The organism is Bacillus sp. FSL W7-1346 (genome assembly GCF_038593335.1).
Classification (GTDB): domain Bacteria; phylum Bacillota; class Bacilli; order Bacillales; family Bacillaceae; genus Bacillus; species Bacillus altitudinis.
In genome coordinates, this window is record NZ_CP151988.1 from 3,627,677 (window position 1) to 3,644,873 (window position 17,197).

17 protein-coding genes and 1 riboswitch are annotated in these 17,197 nt (G+C 39.3%); of the genes, 7 read left to right on the forward strand and 10 right to left on the reverse strand.

Going from position 1 to position 17,197, the window contains the following annotated elements; genetic code table 11:
- Positions 1–326 precede the first annotated feature (326 nt).
- Together NST09_RS18660 and NST09_RS18665 are read right to left on the reverse strand one after the other, a co-directional pair.
- Positions 327–1,205 carry a hypothetical protein gene (locus NST09_RS18660; RefSeq protein WP_116306550.1) on the reverse strand — a complete coding sequence of 293 codons (879 nt, stop codon included), beginning with the start codon at positions 1,203–1,205 and terminating at the stop codon, positions 327–329.
- 101 nt (positions 1,206–1,306) lie between these two features.
- A complete protein-coding gene (locus tag NST09_RS18665) occupies positions 1,307–2,200 on the reverse strand; it encodes a hypothetical protein (protein ID WP_116306552.1) in 894 nt (297 codons plus the stop codon).
- Between the two features lie 182 nt (positions 2,201–2,382).
- Between NST09_RS18665 and NST09_RS18670 the strand changes: the two genes are divergently transcribed.
- Positions 2,383–2,934, forward strand: a complete 552-nt coding sequence (locus tag NST09_RS18670; RefSeq protein WP_342493207.1) for a PadR family transcriptional regulator — start codon at positions 2,383–2,385, stop codon at positions 2,932–2,934.
- A 4-nt stretch (positions 2,935–2,938) separates the two neighbouring features.
- On the forward strand, positions 2,939–3,427 hold the full coding sequence (locus NST09_RS18675; RefSeq protein WP_342493208.1) for a DUF4188 domain-containing protein: 489 nt from the start codon (positions 2,939–2,941) through the stop codon (positions 3,425–3,427).
- Between the two features lie 10 nt (positions 3,428–3,437).
- Here the strand turns inward: NST09_RS18675 and NST09_RS18680 are convergent, their stop codons facing one another.
- A complete protein-coding gene (locus NST09_RS18680) occupies positions 3,438–4,061 on the reverse strand; it encodes a CoA pyrophosphatase (RefSeq protein ID WP_052320578.1) in 624 nt (207 codons plus the stop codon).
- Positions 4,062–4,230: 169 nt separating this feature from the next.
- On the opposite strand from NST09_RS18680, the gene NST09_RS18685 reads away from it, so the two are divergent.
- Both NST09_RS18685 and NST09_RS18690 read left to right on the forward strand, forming a co-directional pair.
- Entirely contained in the window at positions 4,231–4,437 is a 207-nt protein-coding gene (locus NST09_RS18685) for a helix-turn-helix transcriptional regulator (RefSeq protein ID WP_008347396.1), read from the forward strand.
- The gene (locus NST09_RS18690; protein ID WP_144683245.1) at positions 4,434–5,114 is read left to right on the forward strand and encodes a DUF3169 family protein; all 681 of its coding nucleotides are present in this window, start codon (positions 4,434–4,436) and stop codon (positions 5,112–5,114) included. Before NST09_RS18685 ends, NST09_RS18690 begins: the two co-directional genes overlap by 4 nt.
- Positions 5,115–5,161: 47 nt before the next feature.
- Here the strand turns inward: NST09_RS18690 and NST09_RS18695 are convergent, their stop codons facing one another.
- A complete protein-coding gene (locus NST09_RS18695) occupies positions 5,162–6,508 on the reverse strand; it encodes an amino acid permease (RefSeq protein WP_008347408.1) in 1,347 nt (448 codons plus the stop codon).
- A gap of 162 nt (positions 6,509–6,670) precedes the next feature.
- Positions 6,671–6,750, reverse strand: a riboswitch (glycine riboswitch).
- 276 nt (positions 6,751–7,026) lie between these two features.
- On the opposite strand from NST09_RS18695, the gene NST09_RS18700 reads away from it, so the two are divergent.
- The 3 genes from NST09_RS18700 (at position 7,027) to NST09_RS18710 (ending at position 10,794) form a co-directional block, all read left to right on the forward strand.
- Entirely contained in the window at positions 7,027–8,043 is a 1,017-nt protein-coding gene (locus NST09_RS18700) for a LacI family DNA-binding transcriptional regulator (protein WP_125589233.1), read from the forward strand.
- Between the two features lie 648 nt (positions 8,044–8,691).
- Positions 8,692–9,873 (forward strand): MFS transporter, encoded by a 1,182-nt coding sequence (locus NST09_RS18705; protein WP_144683243.1) that lies wholly within the window; start codon positions 8,692–8,694, stop codon positions 9,871–9,873.
- Positions 9,874–9,891: 18 nt separating this feature from the next.
- The gene (locus NST09_RS18710) at positions 9,892–10,794 is read left to right on the forward strand and encodes a shikimate 5-dehydrogenase (RefSeq protein ID WP_017368407.1); all 903 of its coding nucleotides are present in this window, start codon (positions 9,892–9,894) and stop codon (positions 10,792–10,794) included.
- 46 nt (positions 10,795–10,840) lie between these two features.
- Here the strand turns inward: NST09_RS18710 and NST09_RS18715 are convergent, their stop codons facing one another.
- The 6 genes from NST09_RS18715 to NST09_RS18740 all read right to left on the reverse strand — a co-directional run bounded on the left by NST09_RS18715 (position 10,841) and on the right by NST09_RS18740 (position 17,193).
- Positions 10,841–12,034, reverse strand: a complete 1,194-nt coding sequence (locus NST09_RS18715; RefSeq protein ID WP_060832790.1) for an MFS transporter — start codon at positions 12,032–12,034, stop codon at positions 10,841–10,843.
- 282 nt (positions 12,035–12,316) lie between these two features.
- Positions 12,317–12,793: a hypothetical protein gene (locus NST09_RS18720; protein WP_116306558.1), complete on the reverse strand. Its 477-nt coding sequence runs from the start codon at positions 12,791–12,793 to the stop codon at positions 12,317–12,319.
- Positions 12,794–13,127: 334 nt separating this feature from the next.
- Positions 13,128–13,547, reverse strand: a complete 420-nt coding sequence (locus NST09_RS18725) for a hypothetical protein (protein WP_116306560.1) — start codon at positions 13,545–13,547, stop codon at positions 13,128–13,130.
- A gap of 157 nt (positions 13,548–13,704) precedes the next feature.
- A complete protein-coding gene (locus NST09_RS18730; RefSeq protein ID WP_116306562.1) occupies positions 13,705–14,067 on the reverse strand; it encodes a hypothetical protein in 363 nt (120 codons plus the stop codon).
- 30 nt (positions 14,068–14,097) lie between these two features.
- The gene (locus NST09_RS18735) at positions 14,098–15,756 is read right to left on the reverse strand and encodes a T7SS effector LXG polymorphic toxin (protein WP_269927736.1); all 1,659 of its coding nucleotides are present in this window, start codon (positions 15,754–15,756) and stop codon (positions 14,098–14,100) included.
- Positions 15,757–15,957: 201 nt separating this feature from the next.
- Entirely contained in the window at positions 15,958–17,193 is a 1,236-nt protein-coding gene (locus NST09_RS18740; RefSeq protein WP_116306567.1) for a TerD family protein, read from the reverse strand.
- Between the last annotated feature and the right edge of the window lie 4 nt (positions 17,194–17,197).

Sequence of the window (17,197 nt, forward strand, 5' to 3'; positions counted from 1 at the left end):
CATACATGAGACCTATATTTTGGCAATAAAAAAAGGATCTAAAACGACAAATTAAAGAAATTCATCGTTTTTAGATCCTGCCTGCATGACCAGTCACATGTCTAATTTATTTATATTGGATTTGTTTTTAGTATATATTGATTATATGAAAGCGTCAACATTTATTTTTCTAAAAATTATTAAGGTCTATATACCTAAATTAATTTTCTTTAATTTAGTTGAAGCAACCTTTCTCACTTTTTTTATACACCAATATTTTTTATCATCAATAAGAACTCTTTATTAATAAAAAACCAGATAAGTTCACTCATCTGGTTTCTTATCATCTATTTTTTTCTTTCTTCCGCCTGCTTTTTGAATGCTTTCGCTTGTTTTTGGTATTCCTGTTTCGTAACTGCTTTTAACTCTACAGTACCGCCTGTCATTTTAAATGGAAGTTTGATTGATTTTACATCTCGATCAGTGGAACCTATAATGATTCCATCTTCAATTGAAGGCTCATAGCCCATAAAAAAAGTTCTTCCATCCGTTTCACCCGAGACTTCTAATCTCATTTCTTTATAAGACTTACAATCTTCTTCAGGAACAGTTGTGATTAGAAGGGAGCCGGTCCATCCAATCTCAATATGCATGGTTTTCACCTGTAAAAATAATTGTTTGTCCTTTGCCGTATAGAGAAAGCCATATACCTTTGCCACTTTCTCCTTGAAGTTTCTCATACTATCATAAAACCTATCTTCAGCGGTATCGAATAGATAATCATATCGTTTTTGAATCTCTTTATGATATTTATCTAGCTTTTTTTGATTGATTGCCTTATATATCATACTTTTCTTTTCGCCTTGTTTTTTTACTGAAAGGTCTTTTCCTGAAAAGTGAACTTCGTATACGATCGTTTCTTTACCTTGTGTGACTTTGAATTCATACCCATTTTCTTTTGAACTGCCAGATACGACAAATTGTTTTTTATAGATTTGCGGATCCCACCTTACTTCTTCTATATACTTTTCATTCAAATGCCCCGTTACTTTGCCTTTATTCTCAGATATCTCAAACCAGCTCATTTTATCCTTCGTTTTATACGCAAATGCATAGGCATGATTCAATGAATTCTTTTGTGCGATTGCTTGATATGCTGTCCAGCCGCCTCCACCTAAGACGAGTACTGCCAGGATAGACACGACCCACATTTTCAATTTACTCATAGGTACCTCCACTCAAATATGTTTTGAAAAACCTTCATGATCCCTATTTATTCTGATCGTCCTGAAATGCCATTCACAACAATCATCTGTTCCAACACGATCTACTTTTGCCATTCTTTCGCCTTCTTTTTGAATGCTTCCGTTTGTTCTTGATATTCCTCTTTCGTGACCGCTTTAAATTCTATTGTCCCGCCTGCCATTTTAAAAGGAAATTTAATGTATGTTGCGTCTCGGTCAGTTTCCCCTAAAATAAAACCCTTTTCAATTGCAGGATAAGTACTCAAATCAAACATCATCCCATCTGAAACTCCACCGGCTGTATGTTTCGTTTCTTTATATGGTTCACCACCATCTCCTGGAACCTTTCTCATTAGAAAAGAACCTGCCCATTCAGACTGCATATACATTCGTTTTACTTTTAAAAATAGTTGGTATGAACCATCCTCTGCTGTATACAGATAACCATAAGCGCCTGTTACTTTCTTAATGAAGTTTCGTACATAATCATGAAATCTATTTTCCGTGTCATCCATCAGTTTCTCATATCGAGTATGAATGTCCTGTTGAACAGCACGTAGGTTTTTTTGATCAACTGCTTTGTATGTGATGCTGTGCTTTTCACCTTGTTTTTTCACAGAAAGATCTTTTTCGGCAAGGTGAACTTCATATGTGACCGTTTCTTTCCCTTGCTTCACATAAAATTCGTAACCGTTTTCAATTGATTTCCCAGTTAATTGATATTTGTTGATAAATAGATTGGGATCATAATGCCTTTTCGGATTTTCCTCTAAAATGGTTTCGTTCAGCTGGCCTGTTACTTTTCCGTTTCTCTCCGTTACCTTGAACCAGTTCACACGATCATGAGTCTTATATGCAAAGGCGTAGGGATGATTCAAACCACTCTTTTGTGCGATTGCTTGATAGGCTATCCAGCCGCCTCCACCAATCAGTAGTACCGCCAGAATAGTCATGATCCAGATTTTCGATTTACTCATATGTCCCCTCCAAACTATGATCGTTCATTCTATATGAAGGATTCATCTCATTGATTAACAAATCAGTGATCTCTTCACCTCCTTTCTAGCATTTATTTTTTTCTCATACCTCTTGTATCTGCAGTTATACATCGTTTATTATATATCTAAATGATATATCTTTTAGATAGGTGTGTTGATCAATGAAAAAATACAATAATACGACGTATGCGATTTTGGGGATTTTAACGACAGATTGTAAGTCTGGGTATGAAGTGAAGCAATTAATTGATAGGAGCTTGCATCACTTTTGGAAAATTAGTTATGGACAAATTTATCCAGCTTTAAAGTTAATAGTCGAGGAAGGGCTTGCGAAGGTTTCACCCACTTCTACAACTGGCCGCTCAGACAAGCGGGAATATCACCTAACTGAAAAAGGGCTGGACACGTTGAGGCAATGGCTGGCACAGCCGCTCGATCAAGTACCATCAGAACGAAATGAGGTGTTATTAAAGTTATTTTTTGGTCAATATCTTTCGTTTGAGAAAAAATTGGTGCTTTTACAGGATTATGAGAGGCAGCTCCGTATCCGTTATGAGACATATGTTGCGATTGAACAAAACATTCAAGAGCTGTATCCAGATGAAGCTGATGCGAAGTATTGGCTGTATACGTTAGATTACGGAAAGAAAGTGGCGCAGGCTGGAATTGATTGGTGCGTGGAGACCTGTGAATCAATGAAGGAAGAAGGGTGAACAAATGAAAAAAAATATACGTGCTGGCAGGTATACAACAGACAATTCTGAGCCGATTGTTGTGTTCATTATCGGAATGAGAATCAATAAACGCTGGGCTGTCCATCAATGGCTGCCAGTATTTAAGGCGATGCCGGGGATGATCAAAGAACTTTATACACATCAAGATGAACTTGGTTTTCTCGGGACAGAAAATTACTTCGGTTTACGCACCACCACCATGATCCAATATTGGAAATCAACAGAGGACCTCCTTGCCTATGCCAAGATGGAGAAGCATTTGGCTGCTTGGAAAGGATTTAACCAAAGAGCACGACATAATGACGCGGTCGGAATTTATCATGAAACGTATCAAATTCAAGCCGGCTCATATGAATCTATCTACGTGAACATGCCTTCATATGGATTGAGCCAAGCGAAAGCGCCCATCCTAATTGGAAAAGGGAAAGGAAAAGAAACTGCAAAAGAACGCCTTTCTACAACAAATTCCTAGAGCTGATTCTCTAGGAATTTCTTTTTGCAACCATCACAAAATGTTTTAATATGCGGGCAGTTAAACCCCAAATGGTGTAACGATCGTAATCATAAAACCACTCCTCAATCGAACGACTCCCCCAGCTGTATTTTTCACCATTCATGATTTTTTCATAAGGAAAGTCCTCTCCTGGTGTTGGCTGTACCGATACATGGTGTAAGTACGGTTCGTATTGGCTGAGCCATGATAGAGGCACAGTAAAGGTCTCCTCTACTTCTTCTTGATTAAAGGAATGTTTGACCTGCTGTTCATCAATGATCCCGACAAATGGATATACCACAAAGGATGGTGAGGCAATATAAGGGCTGAGCTGTCCTAAAACCTTGACGGATTCAGGCGGAATCCCTAGTTCTTCATATGTTTCCCGCAGTGCAGCTTCTTGTGCGGTTTCGCCACCGTCGAGTTTGCCTCCTGGGAAGCTAATATCGCCAGGCTGTTTTCTCATCGTCAGTGATCGCACTTCAAATAAAACATGCCATTCCCCGTTTACTTGCACCAAAGGGACAAGGACTGCCGCTTTGAACGCTGTCTCTTCTCCGATAAATAGCGGCTGTGATTGATGTAAGTCACTTTTTAATTGATCAATGAACATGGGCATCACCTATTTTCTGTTTCTCTTTTCTTTAGCGTATCATTGATTCTCTTTTGAATAAAGGCGATCTTTCTGACAATTATTTTTTCATTTTGACAACTATACTTGTCAAAATGAATATAATACTTTACAATCAAGATAACATTTTGATCAGAGTTGAGGTGACAGAATGAAAAATCGGCTAAAAGAGTTGCGGGCACGTGATGGTTTAAACCAGACGGAGCTTGCGAAACGGGCAAAGGTTTCCCGCCAGACGATCAGCTTAATGGAACGAGATGAATTAATGCCGTCTCTCTTACTTGCTATGAGGCTTTCACGTATTTTTCAAGAACCCATTGAACATATTTTTCTATTCGAGGAGGATGAACTCACATGAAAACTGTATACAAAATGCTCTTAGGTGCTCTCCTTGGTTTTCTCGGTGCTTACTGTTTGCTGGCAGCCGAATTTGAGCTGACACTTCTGCAAGCTGCATTTGAAGCAACTCTTGTCATCACTGGCTTGACAGTTCTATTCATCATTTATTGTTTTTCAGGCATTTCGCGCATGAAGAAAAGAGTCTCTCTTTCAGTATCTGGTGATGAGGAGGATGAACTCGAGGCAAAACAGTATCGAACCTTTACTGATGTAACGTTAGCTAATACGGTGAGTACCATTTTATCGATTATTGCAATTGGAATTTCCATCGTAACCGAGCAGCCACTCTGGCTGATTCTCGCAAATGCTGCCTTATTTTTGATCACCGTCATTCTTTCTTATGGATCGATCTCTGTCCTAAAGCTCGTCTATCCTAATCGTCACCTACCTAGTCCAAACGATAAAGATTATGGCAAAAAACTGCTCGCCATTTCTGATGAAGGCGAAAAGCATGTGATGCTCGATGGGCTTTTTCACACTTATCAAATGATGAATATTTTATTGACCGGTGCCATGTTTATTTTGATTGTCTATTCTCTTGGCGCCAATCACTCTCAACTCTTCTCCATCATCGTCGTTGGACTTGTTCTGATCATTCTTAATGCATACTATATGTTGAAGATTCGAAATCGTTAAATAAGCAAAAGCACAGCCATTTAAAAAGGCTGTGCTTTTTTCGTTCATTATGCTGAACGGCGTTTCTTTCGTGCATAAATCAAAAATAGGAACCCAAACCATACGGGTGTCAATAACAGTGCTGGCCGTGTTGCATCAGCGAAAAGCATGATGACAAGAATGGCAGCAAAGAGCACAAGAACCGCTATATTCACAAAAGGTGTAAATGGCGCTTTAAAGGTAGACGCCTTATGCAGTTCAGGACGTGTCTTCTTATATTTCAGATGGCATATTAAAATAATACTCCATACCCAAATGAAACAAATGGCACTGATCGTAGTCACAATACCAAAGGCTTGTTCAGGAATCAGCTTGCTTAAAAGAGCCCCTACTGACACCACAATCGTCGACACAAACAGGGCATTACTTGGAACAGCATGCTTATTTAGTCGGCCAAAAGATGCCGGTCCTTGTTTTTGATGACTGAGATTATACAAAATTCGGCTCGTTGAGAACATACCGCTATTACAAGCAGACGCCGCAGATGTCAGGACGACAAAGTTGATGAGTCCCGCCGCTACTGGTATCCCAATGAGCCCAAAGGTTTTCACAAAAGGACTTTCTGATGCACTGAGTTCTGTCCATGGGTTGATGCATAGTAATACAAAAATCGCACCTACATAGAAAAAGAGAATTCTTAATGGAATTTTATTAATCGCAGACGGGATATTTTTTTGCGGATTCGCTGTTTCTGCTGCTGACACACCGACAAGTTCCACGCCCACATACGCAAAAATCACCATCTGGAATGACAATAAGAAGCCTGTCACACCATTTGGAAATAATCCTCCGTGTGACCACAGATTCGTTACCGTCACGGGCCCTGCATCTGTTTGAAAACCAATGATTAACAGGACAATTCCAACGCCAATCAACAGTAATATCGTAATCACTTTAATAAGTGCAAACCAAAATTCCATTTCTCCAAAAAGCTTCACCGTTAATAAATTAAATCCTAGCAAAATCAATAAACAAATAATAGCAGGAATCCACTGCGGAATATCAAACCAGTACTGCACATACACCCCGACCGCAATAACATCCGCCATCGCTGTCATAATCCAGCAAAACCAATACGTCCATCCTGTCACAAAGGAAGCCCATGGTCCAAGATAATCCTCTGCTATATCCGTTAAAGACTGATAGCCCGCCTTAGATAAGAGCAATTCTCCAAGTGCCCTCATGACAAAAAAGATGGCCATTCCTACAATTAAGTACGCAAAAATGATCGATGGTCCTGCCAATTGAATGGCTTTTCCAGACCCTAAAAACAGCCCAGTTCCAATCGTTCCGCCAATGGCAATTAATTGAACATGACGGTTTGATAAATCTCGCTTTAACTCTTGTTGTGCCAATTTCAACACCCTCCTACGACACGATCCTATACTGAAATAATGAACTCTCAAAAAGTCCATAAAAAAAGAGATTGGATGCGCTCCAATCTCACGGTCATAAAAGAATAGCAAAATAGAGAAAAGCAATACACAGTATGATCCATGCATCACAAATACAATATTTCGTACTCTTCTGTCCTTTTGCCTGAGATTGTGAACCCTTCGGCGCCGCACATACATGCGGTCTCTCCAGAAGCTGCTCCTGCCATAGTGTGACCCACAGCAATCATAGCCTTCGATATTTACTTTAAATGTTGCTATTTCTGAATAATTTTATATTTTACGCCTCTAAAAGAAAGCTGTCAATGGTAATCTTTTAAGATGTTGTCTCCTCCTTATCTGAAGCTGATATGACATCACTTCATCAACACCCCTTGATTAAGGTATAATGAAACAAAGAATGTTCGGCTCGTTTAGTGGAGACATCCATCTTGATGATGAACCATAGTTAGGCAATCCAATGAAGTTGGTGAAGACAAATGAAAAAAATGAACAAACAGCGTGTGACATTACAAGAAGTCGCTCGGCATGCCGGTGTATCGACTTCAACGGCCTCACTCGTTGTTCGCAACAACCCTAGGATCTCTGAAGCCACCCGGAAAAAAGTGCTGCAATCCATGGAGGATTTGGGATACGTGTACGATCGCGTCGCTGCTAACATGCGGTCGAAAAGTTCAAATATTGTAGGTGTGATCGTCACGGATATTTCAAACACCTTTATTTCTGAATTTTTAATCGGTGTGCAAACCACACTTGAATCACTTGGCTATACCGTTTTACTTGGGACAACCTTTGATAGTGTAGATAAGCAGGAGCGGCTCATCTCCACAATGGTAGAGCACCGAGTGGGTGGAATTATCTTAAATCCAGCATCGAAAAGTTCGACACGAACGGTCAAACAATTAAACAACATTCGCACACCAAAAGTATTGGCAAATCGTGAATTAGCAGATGTCCATTGTGATTATGTCGGTGTTGATTATGAACAAGGCACTTGGATGGCGGTCCGTCATCTTCTTCAAAAAGGACATCGCCGCATCGCCTTCTTAGGTGGAATCAAATCCTCCTCAACTTGGATTGAACGGATGAAAGGGTTCAAAAGAGCCCATGATGATGAAGACTTAACGATAGATGAATCTCTTATTATCGATATGGTGCCTACCCGTGAAGGCGGGAAAGAAGCCCTTGCCCAAGTGATTGACCTTCCCGAACCACCTACTGCTATTTTTTGCTTCAGTGATTTAGTGGCGTTTGGGGTGATTCAAGAATTGGCAGCGCGTGACATCAAGCCTGGTGAAGACATTGATGTAGTTGGGTTCGATAACATCCCTGAAGCGGAGATGTATCACCCGCCGCTCACCACAGTCTCATCATTTCCACGATCCATTGGAGTCAAAGCAGCCAACCTTTTGTATCATAAAATGAACGAGCAGGATGAAGAACTGCAGCGATTGATATTAAAGCCTCAACTTCATATTCGAGAAACCTCGACATGATCATGAAAAGGAGAATTGCAAAGCGATTCTCCTTTCAGATTGTTGACAAAGGGCTAAAATGAACTTTATTTTAGCCCTTTGTCTTCTTTTCAGCGTGATAGAAAACCTTTGCAGTCTAGGAAGGACGAGCACCGGAGCAGAGCGAATTTGACATTCGTGAGCACCGGAGCGCAGGACTGACAAAGAATGCGAGGGTTTGTCTACACGCTGAAAGGAGAATTGCAAAGCGATTCTCCTTTTTTTATTGAGCAAGTCAACTATTTCTTTATTACATTTTTCTTTTTTTAAATCGCAAAGTCATAAACTTGACACATTTTATACACAGGAGTATATTTATCTCGTTGCTTCTTTTAGTATATCGTTATACCTTTTGTGAACATATCGTTATTTATGATATCAACTACAGTTAAAGATGGATCTTTTGATTCTGATCAAATCGAGGAAGTCCATCAACTTATGATAACTGTTATTATTTTTAATTATTTAGTAGAACGATGTACTCATTTGAAGAACAGATGAATATTCATTATTTTTTCATCAATCACACAAGGGGTGTTGTGATGGACTTAATATTATTTACGTTTAAGGAAATAACAAAGGGTAACAAGAATTTGGCCCGAACAGGGTTTCAAATATAGGAGTGGGAACATGAAAAATCCATACATTAAATCATCACTTGGCATGTATTTAAACTACTTCATGCTAGGCATGATCAATATTATTGTGGCATCAAACATGGAAAGCTTATCTGAACGCTACCATGTAGATATTCCAAAAATCAGCTTGCTTGTATCAGCAATCGGGATCGGTAAATTAATTGCTCTCTTTTTCTCTGGCCGGCTTGCAGACAGCTGGGGGCGAAAACCTGTCATTATTACAGGTAACTTTCTCTACTTATTATTCTTAATTGGGATTCCAACAACGACCAATTATACATTGGCTTTCATTTTTGCCATTTCCGCAGGGATTGCAAACTCATTGCTTGATTCAGGAACATATCCTGCTTTGACAGAGTCATTTCCTAAAAAAGCAAGTTCAGCTTCTGTATTAGTGAAGGCGTCTGTATCAATTGGTGCGACTGTTCTTCCATTTATCTTGGCATTCCTTATTGCACATGACATCTTCTGGGGCTGGGCATTCTTTGGTCTAGGACTTCTTTATTTACTTGTAGGCATTTACTTGATCTTTATGCCGTTCCCAGATCATAAACAAACGGCTTCTCAAAACGATCTTCCCGTTCAAGAGCAAATGAAGGAAGAACCGAAAATGTTTGGTGAAGGTCTAGCTGTTGTACTTATGGGATTCACGTCTACTGCATTATTTGTTGTATGGCAAACTTGGCTTCCACAGCTCGGGTTGAAATTGATTGGGCTTGGCTCAGGACAAGCGACGCAGCTTCTTTCTTATTTTAGTATTGGTGCACTCGTATCTGTTCTATTGCTTTCAATCGTATTAGATAAATTAATTTCACCAATTATGGTCGCTATTATTTACCCAATCGGGGCATTCCTTGCCATGCTTTCACTATTTCAAATTGAAACGTACGGCATTGTCATTGTTAGTACCTTTTTCTTAGGATTATTTACAGCCGGCATTTTCCAGTTGGCGATGAGTATTATGATGAAATTATTCCCTACAAACAAAGCAACGGCTTCATCATATGTCAACATTGCGGCAAGTTCAGCGTTTATCCTTGTTCCGCTGATTACAAGCGGACTCGTTAGCACGTACGATATTAAAATGACTTTATTCTTCGATATGATCATTGCGGTCATCAGCGTATTGTTAGCAGTCTTTGTTTTACGACGCATGAAAAAATTGTTTAGATAATTAAAGGAGATGTCAATCATGACAAACATACACGAACGTAATATTGATGGAAAAACAAAATTAGTCGGTCTTCTTGCAACACCAATCGGGCACAGCCTGTCACCACGGATGCACAACCTTGGCTATACACTAACAGGAATCAACTATGCTTACCTTGCTTTTGAGGTAGGAAATGATGAACTAGAAGCAGCAGTAAACGGGATGAAAGCAATGGGTGCAGCTGGATTTAACGTATCCATGCCGAACAAAATGAAAGTACTTGATTACTTAGATGAACTAGATGATTCTGCAAGACATACTCGAGCAAGCAACACAGTTGTAAACAAAGATGGCAAGCTGGTTGGCTACAACACAGATGGTCTTGGTTACGTAAGAAACTTAATTGAACATGGCGTTGAATTAGCTGGACAAAAGGTTACACTCGTTGGATCTGGCGGCGCTGCAACTCCGATTGCCATTCAGCTTGCACAATCAGGTATTCGTGAAATTAGTATTTTTGCTCGTAATGATCAATACTTTGTTCAAGCAGAGGAAAATGTAAATTACATCAACAACGAAATGAAATCATTCGGTGTCAAAGCGAATATCTTCCCACTTGAAGACAAAGACGCTTTCCGTCGTGAAGTAGCTGAAAGTGCGATCTTAGCAAACGGGACAAGCCTTGGCATGAAACCATTAGATGAGCTTAGCATTATTGACGATACCCTTGATGTATTACGCAAAGACTTAATCGTGACAGATGTCGTCTACAACCCGCAAAAAACAAAACTTCTTGCTCAAGCACAAGAAGCTGGTGCCAAAACGATTAACGGTCTTGGCATGATGCTATGGCAAGGTGCCCTTGCGTACAAACTGTTTACTGGCGAGGATATGCCTGTTGAACAAGTGAAACAAATTCTATTTGAAAATGACCGTTTCTAAACGAAACACAGAAAAAAGACGACCTCCGCTTTGGAAGTCGTCTTTTTTATTCGTGTATCATCACACGGCGATATCGATAAAGGATATACACCGCGCCAAGGATCGCCACAACAGCCACACCCGCATCAAATATAAAGATTTGCAAAATCGTCGAGTGGGTTTCGATCAAACCAGTGACGACCGGAATCACAATGGCGGACACTCCGCCTGCTGTTGAGATAATTCCTGTCATCGTCCCTTTGTTTTTCCAGAAGAACTCAGCCATTACGGTTAACGTCAGCTGAAAGACACCCGCTGTTGAAAAGCCCAATACAAATGCATTGACGGTCCCGATGACTGGAGACTTCACGACCAATAGCACACAGATAGAGGCTAATGTAATAATCGGATAGAGTAGCAGCACGGTGACCGGACGAACAATACGGCGCAAAAGAAATGCGAGCAATAAGACAGACAGCAAACCGCCCATGCTATAGTAACTAAGCAGCTTCACAGCACTGCCAGAAGCCATCCCCAAAATTTCCTCACCGTACGTAGGCAGCCAAATTTGCGGCAAGGCGTACAGACCATTTGATGTAAAACTGATCACAATCAGTGCGACCCCTTCTCTCCAAAACGTAGGCTCTGATGAGAAGCGTGGAAGTCCATCATGCTCCGTCACCTGAACTTGCTCCACCTTGCGATGATTCGGAAATGGCAATGTCCACAGCATGATCACATTCACTAAATAAATAAAAGCAGGTAAATAAAACGCAAATCCATAAAACAGATCATGCTCTGCTAAAAAGAAAATAGCGAGCGGCAGAATGGTCGCCCCAATCGAAATAAACGCCTTCACCATCACATTTGCAGATCCCGAGTTTTGAGGAAAAGCTTCCATTAAAGCCGGATACGTCCCTGCATCCATCGCCGAATTCGCCACCCCTGCCAAAATCGCAAACGCAAACGCGATTTGATAATTCGGAGACAATGGGATTCCAATGAGGAACACCGCCATCAGCACCCCCGAAACCAAAATGACCGGCTTTCGTCCAAAACGATCTGACAGTACGCCCGATAGACCATACGTGAGCACCCTGCCAATACCGAGTGCAGATATCATATAACTTATCCCCGCACTATTTGTATCTAATTGTTTGATCAAAAATGGCATATTTGAAGCCAAAATAATATTGACCATACCTAATAAAAAATAATTGATATAAAGACTAGAAGCCGTTCTCAAATACGGATTCCTCATGCTGACACACCCCTCAACACATTGCAATGAAGTGACAAATAATGGTTACGCTTACAAGATTCATGCGTGAGGAGAAACAGCTTTGCAACCTTCACGTACTTGAAACATCTCATCATTTCATACAGCTTACATGCCCTTCATTTATCAAGCATCTCTTCAAATTTTCACTAGCTCTTATTTTATATGAATGTGAAAGGTAATGATAGTGAATTGCTTAAATTTGAGGGAAATGGTGATAGAGAAAAATCCTTGTCATTTTTTGAAATGAAGCTTGATCTAAACTCACATTCCCCAAATACTAAACTCATAAAAATATTCTGTACGCTCTATGCATAATCCAAAATGAAAATCCTCTGCTATTAAAATGAAATCTCCGTATCCACTTAAAAACTTGGTTTGCTCAAGAAGTTGATTTAAATGATGAAACACTTCATCCACATTCACTAAAAGCGCTTCAATTTCATGATCTCGGAAAAAAAGCAATCTCCCTTGTTTAGGAGTCTCTTTTATCCTCCCGACCATTTCATTTAACATTTGTGTAGACTTTTCAATATGCTCTAGATAGTTGTCTCCATGTATTTGACTTTTATGTTCTCTCGATTGCAGGAAAGTAAATACCTTCTGACAAAAAAATTGATTCTCTTCGACCTCCAAAAAAGGGGGTTCTGGAAGTGTCATATAGCTTAATTCGTTTATTAAGTGCTTTCTTCTGCTTTTTCTTTTTAAGGTTTCGATTTTTGTTTTTCCTTTATTATTCATAGGAGCACCTCCACAAGGCGTATAAACATTGCTCTCTAGACATCTCCCCCTTGAAAATTCCACCAGGCTACATGGTGGAATGAACTGATTTCTAGATAACTATGCTTTTTTTCAAAATTTCCGGATATAAATCTAGGAAATCAATATAAATGGGGACTTTGTATAATTAAATGTACGTAATAATGAATCTTATGTTGTTTAAAATCCCGAATAAATACATTCCTACTTACTCTTTTTACAATGTGCCATTTTTCATCAGTGTAAATTAAATAATCTTGATCAGTATAAAACCAATCAAGATCTTATTTCATCATTAAATTTCAGCAATAACGGACTAATTTGAATGTATTTTTGAAATGAAACCTCGAAGAACTGTCTTTGCTGGTAGGTTCGCAGTAGTAGTCAACTTTTGATTTATACGTTCTGTAATCTGAGGATGTTTCAGTACTATTTTTTTACCCTCTTCAATAGGATAACTTCTTAATGTATCAATACAAATCTCAAATAATTCCGCATCATTAGTATTCAGCAAATCCAATAAAATATGAAACTCATATTCATTGCACTCATTATCGAGACAGTACGCAATTTTTCGCTGCCACTCTATTAGTTTATTGAGTACCTGTTTTGATAGTTCTTCCCAATCGTTTAGGCTAAAATACGAGAGTATCTCACTTACTAGTATATATCCTTCATCGTACCAAGAATCTACCGTTGTATCAGCGGATAAAAGTTTATCCAGTTCTATATACATTTTTAATGCTCCAATGATGGTTCCACATATTTTTCTTTTTAAGCATTGTTTGGTTTTTATTCATTATAAGACCACCACCTTCAAGCATGTACTGCTCTTAGAAACGGCAAAACAGAGAAGCACTAGCTTTATTAACCTCGTAGAAATACATACAGTTTTATTTCCACCAGTTAGATGTAATTTCTTTTAAATGAAATTCTATAAAATCTATCACTTTGCTATAGTCATCAGAGCTAAACTCCTGAATAGGATTGTCCCAATCTGTATTTTTAACTATTAGAACAAGATAGTTGCCATCTGAAGATAAATCGGGATACCAACCTACGTCCAATGTTATTGATGATTTCTCATGATAAAGCTGTAACAAACTTTCAGTGAACATAAACCATCTTTCATCTTCTGTTTCTAACTTTCTAGGGTCAATTTCCCAAAAATGATTATAACGGACATTCCAACCTTCAGTTATCCTCAAGGGATGAATGTTTACTTCCGGAATATCAAGTTTCACATGCTTTCTCATCTTTATCCGACCTCTTTGTTAATTTTATAGTTATTTTATTCCTAATTTGTTTAAATACTTATTTAATCTATCACCAGCTATTGGATGACCGTGATACACATTACCACTCGTTAGTTCTCCTCTAATCCAACTAGTAGATTTTCCATTATCATAACCAACAACTTTACCAGTATCATAAATGAAGTAAAAATTATTATTGCCATTATCAATAATATGCCCTCTTTGAAGAGCTTCTTTTTCTATCACTTTATTATTTATTTCAGGTAGGTATTGAGCATTTCGTTTTCCGGTTTCACTAAAACGTTTCGCTTCTTCGGCAGTTCTAGCCTTTAAATGCTTATTATCATGATGAGAATATACTGCACTATTTATCTTTATTCTAAAATCTTTTCTACCATAATAACTTTTATGAGCAATTTCATCATGCCTTTTTGAAATATTAGGTATACCTGAACTCTTTACACCCATCTTCCCATGAAACCCTTTTGCCCCAAACGGCAAAAGCATCCCCAGCGCCGCATTCATACTCGCTTCCTGCTGTTCTTTCGAGATCTTATTTCCAAACATATCTCGACCCGTAATCGCTTCGCTGAAGCCGTTAGTTGCGGTGAGACCATATAAGCCTTTTTGAGATGTTTTCAGGGCGTCAAAAGACTTCTGTGATGTCTTGTAAATGTCGACCGCTCTTACTGCGGCGGACGTGGCTTGAGTCGTTTTATAAACGGCTTTACCGCCTTTGAAAATGCGTCCTGCCCAACCGACGATCGGGATGTATCCTGCTGCTGCCATGCCGCCTGCGGCGACTCGCTGTCCTGCGGTGAGTTCTTCACCTGTGATCGGATCGACACCTGTTGCGGCACGTTTTGCATCGTTTACGCCTGTCAGTTCATTGACGATATTTCCTCCGTAATCAAGAGCTTTTTCATACCACGGACGGTTGGCGAGAGCTTCCTGTTCCTTTGCGATCTCGCGGGCTTCTTCTTGATCTTTTTTGATTTTTAGATATTCAGAAGTTTGCTTCTCAATATCGCTTTTTGCCTTGTAGATTTCGCTATTTTGATACGCTTTCTTGTCAAAATTCATAGGCGAAATGGATTTTCCGTCATTTGTGGCATTGATCATTTCTGCGTACAATGCCATTGTAGCCTTCTCCTCAGTCTCTGACAAAGCATATTCATCTTTTAGATTTTGATCAAGTTCTATTAAATCTTTAACCGTTTTCTTCCGTTCACCTTCCGCATCTGCAATCTTTTCGTCAAAGGTTTTACTATCAAATACCTCCAGAGAAATGAGGTCGTCAATATCTTGAAAAATCATTTTGAGTGCCTTTTTTTGATCCTTCACGATGCTTTTGGCATTCTTGATTCCCATATGTACAGCGTTGTCTAAAAAGTGTTCTTCTACAAAGGTGTTGCCGCCAAAGTTTGTATCATCAAGTGTCCCAGAAACACCTTCATGAAAGGCTTTTTGTTTATCAATGAAGCTAATAAACATGTCCACATTTCCGGCGAGTTCTTTGTAGAAGCTTTTAATGTTATCGGCACCTTTTCCAGTGAAGTCGTCACCGAGATTGGCAACACCTTGAAGTGCCTTTTTTAAATCTATCATTTGTTCACGGAGTTCCTGATAGTGTTTTGCCCTTGTATCCATGGCATTGGTTAGTGCTTTTGCATCAAGTATCTTGCCCAGATTAAGCCACTCCCTCCATTATTGATCATAAAGTCTATTTTACCGTGACCTCCAAAACGGAAAAATAGGCCAAATGACATAAAAAATGGAATGGACTTTCTATTCAATTTACCCTCTAATTTGGATAAACGAGTTTATCCATTGTAGAGATATAGAAAAGGCCAGACAGTTCATTATACTCTGTCTAGCCACATGTTCACGTTACTTATAGTCATTGATTGGTCCTTTATCCATCAAAACATCAATTTCATTTGAAGACTTCATTTTTAATTTAGGTCTGCGCTCGGAATTCGGCTTGCTGTAAAGCTCTAGTGGACGGATGATCACGCCATCATTTGTGTTTTGAAGTATACCAGGAACACAAGAATAAATTCGATCATTGTCATTTGCATGTTTTGCATAAATCGTGACAGACGTTCCTTGATGATTATCGATACTCATAGACACTCTATATCTATAGAAAGAACCTGTTCCATTTGATTGAGCAGAGTAAACAACGGGTACCACCGCAAGGATATCATCATTTAACCTTAGTTTAATGACTTCTGTTTTCATTGATTCACGATCTCTACCGACATCTCCCATATGCTCAACAGCCCCGTTACCGTAACTTTTGAGAGCGGGAACACCTTTTGCGCCAAACATGGCCACATCTATTTGTTTTCCTGACTTCGTATAGATCAACGCGTAAATATCATAATCGGTACCAGACTCCCAAGATACTGTAGCCGTAATCTCTGGTGTTTTGTCAATGATGATCGGTTTATGACCTTTGTCTAGACTAATTTTACCTTGAACTTTCTCTAAGCTAATAGGTGCAGAGACTTTCTCTTTAGCGGCTGTGTTCATTGGAGCAGGCTCATTAATTTGTTTTTCAGAAACCATTTGAGGAGGTGTAGAAACATCCTGTTCATCAGGTTCAACCTCCACCCCATAAAGCTTGCATAGCCCTTCCAATCCAGAATCGAAGCCACGCCAGATGGATCGTGCTTTCGTTTCACTATTTCTTATGTATAGCTCTACTACGACAATACCCTTTTCATTTGTAAAGCTTACTGGTGTTAGGTATAGCACCTCATCACCTGTTCGAATTTCTGCTTGCAGATTCTTCACATGAGAAAAGCCGATTCCTCGATCCTCTGTTAGTGTAATAGCCATCTTTGTGATTCCGACAGGCACTTTGCTCATATCAAAATTCAATTGATGTCTTTTCAACTGATCTGATACCTCTGCTGGTAAAAGTGTCGCGACACCCGTAGTACTCTCCGGCTGATTGTAAAAAATAATGCCATTATCTCCTTGAACTAGATTTGAATCTGTTAAGAGAAACGCCGTTAAAGAAATATCAATTGCAGATGAGACTTCATAACTGATGGATAATTGCCCCTTTGGAGAGTTTAGTACGGTATTGGCACCCATTTGCAGAGTTTGATTCATTTCA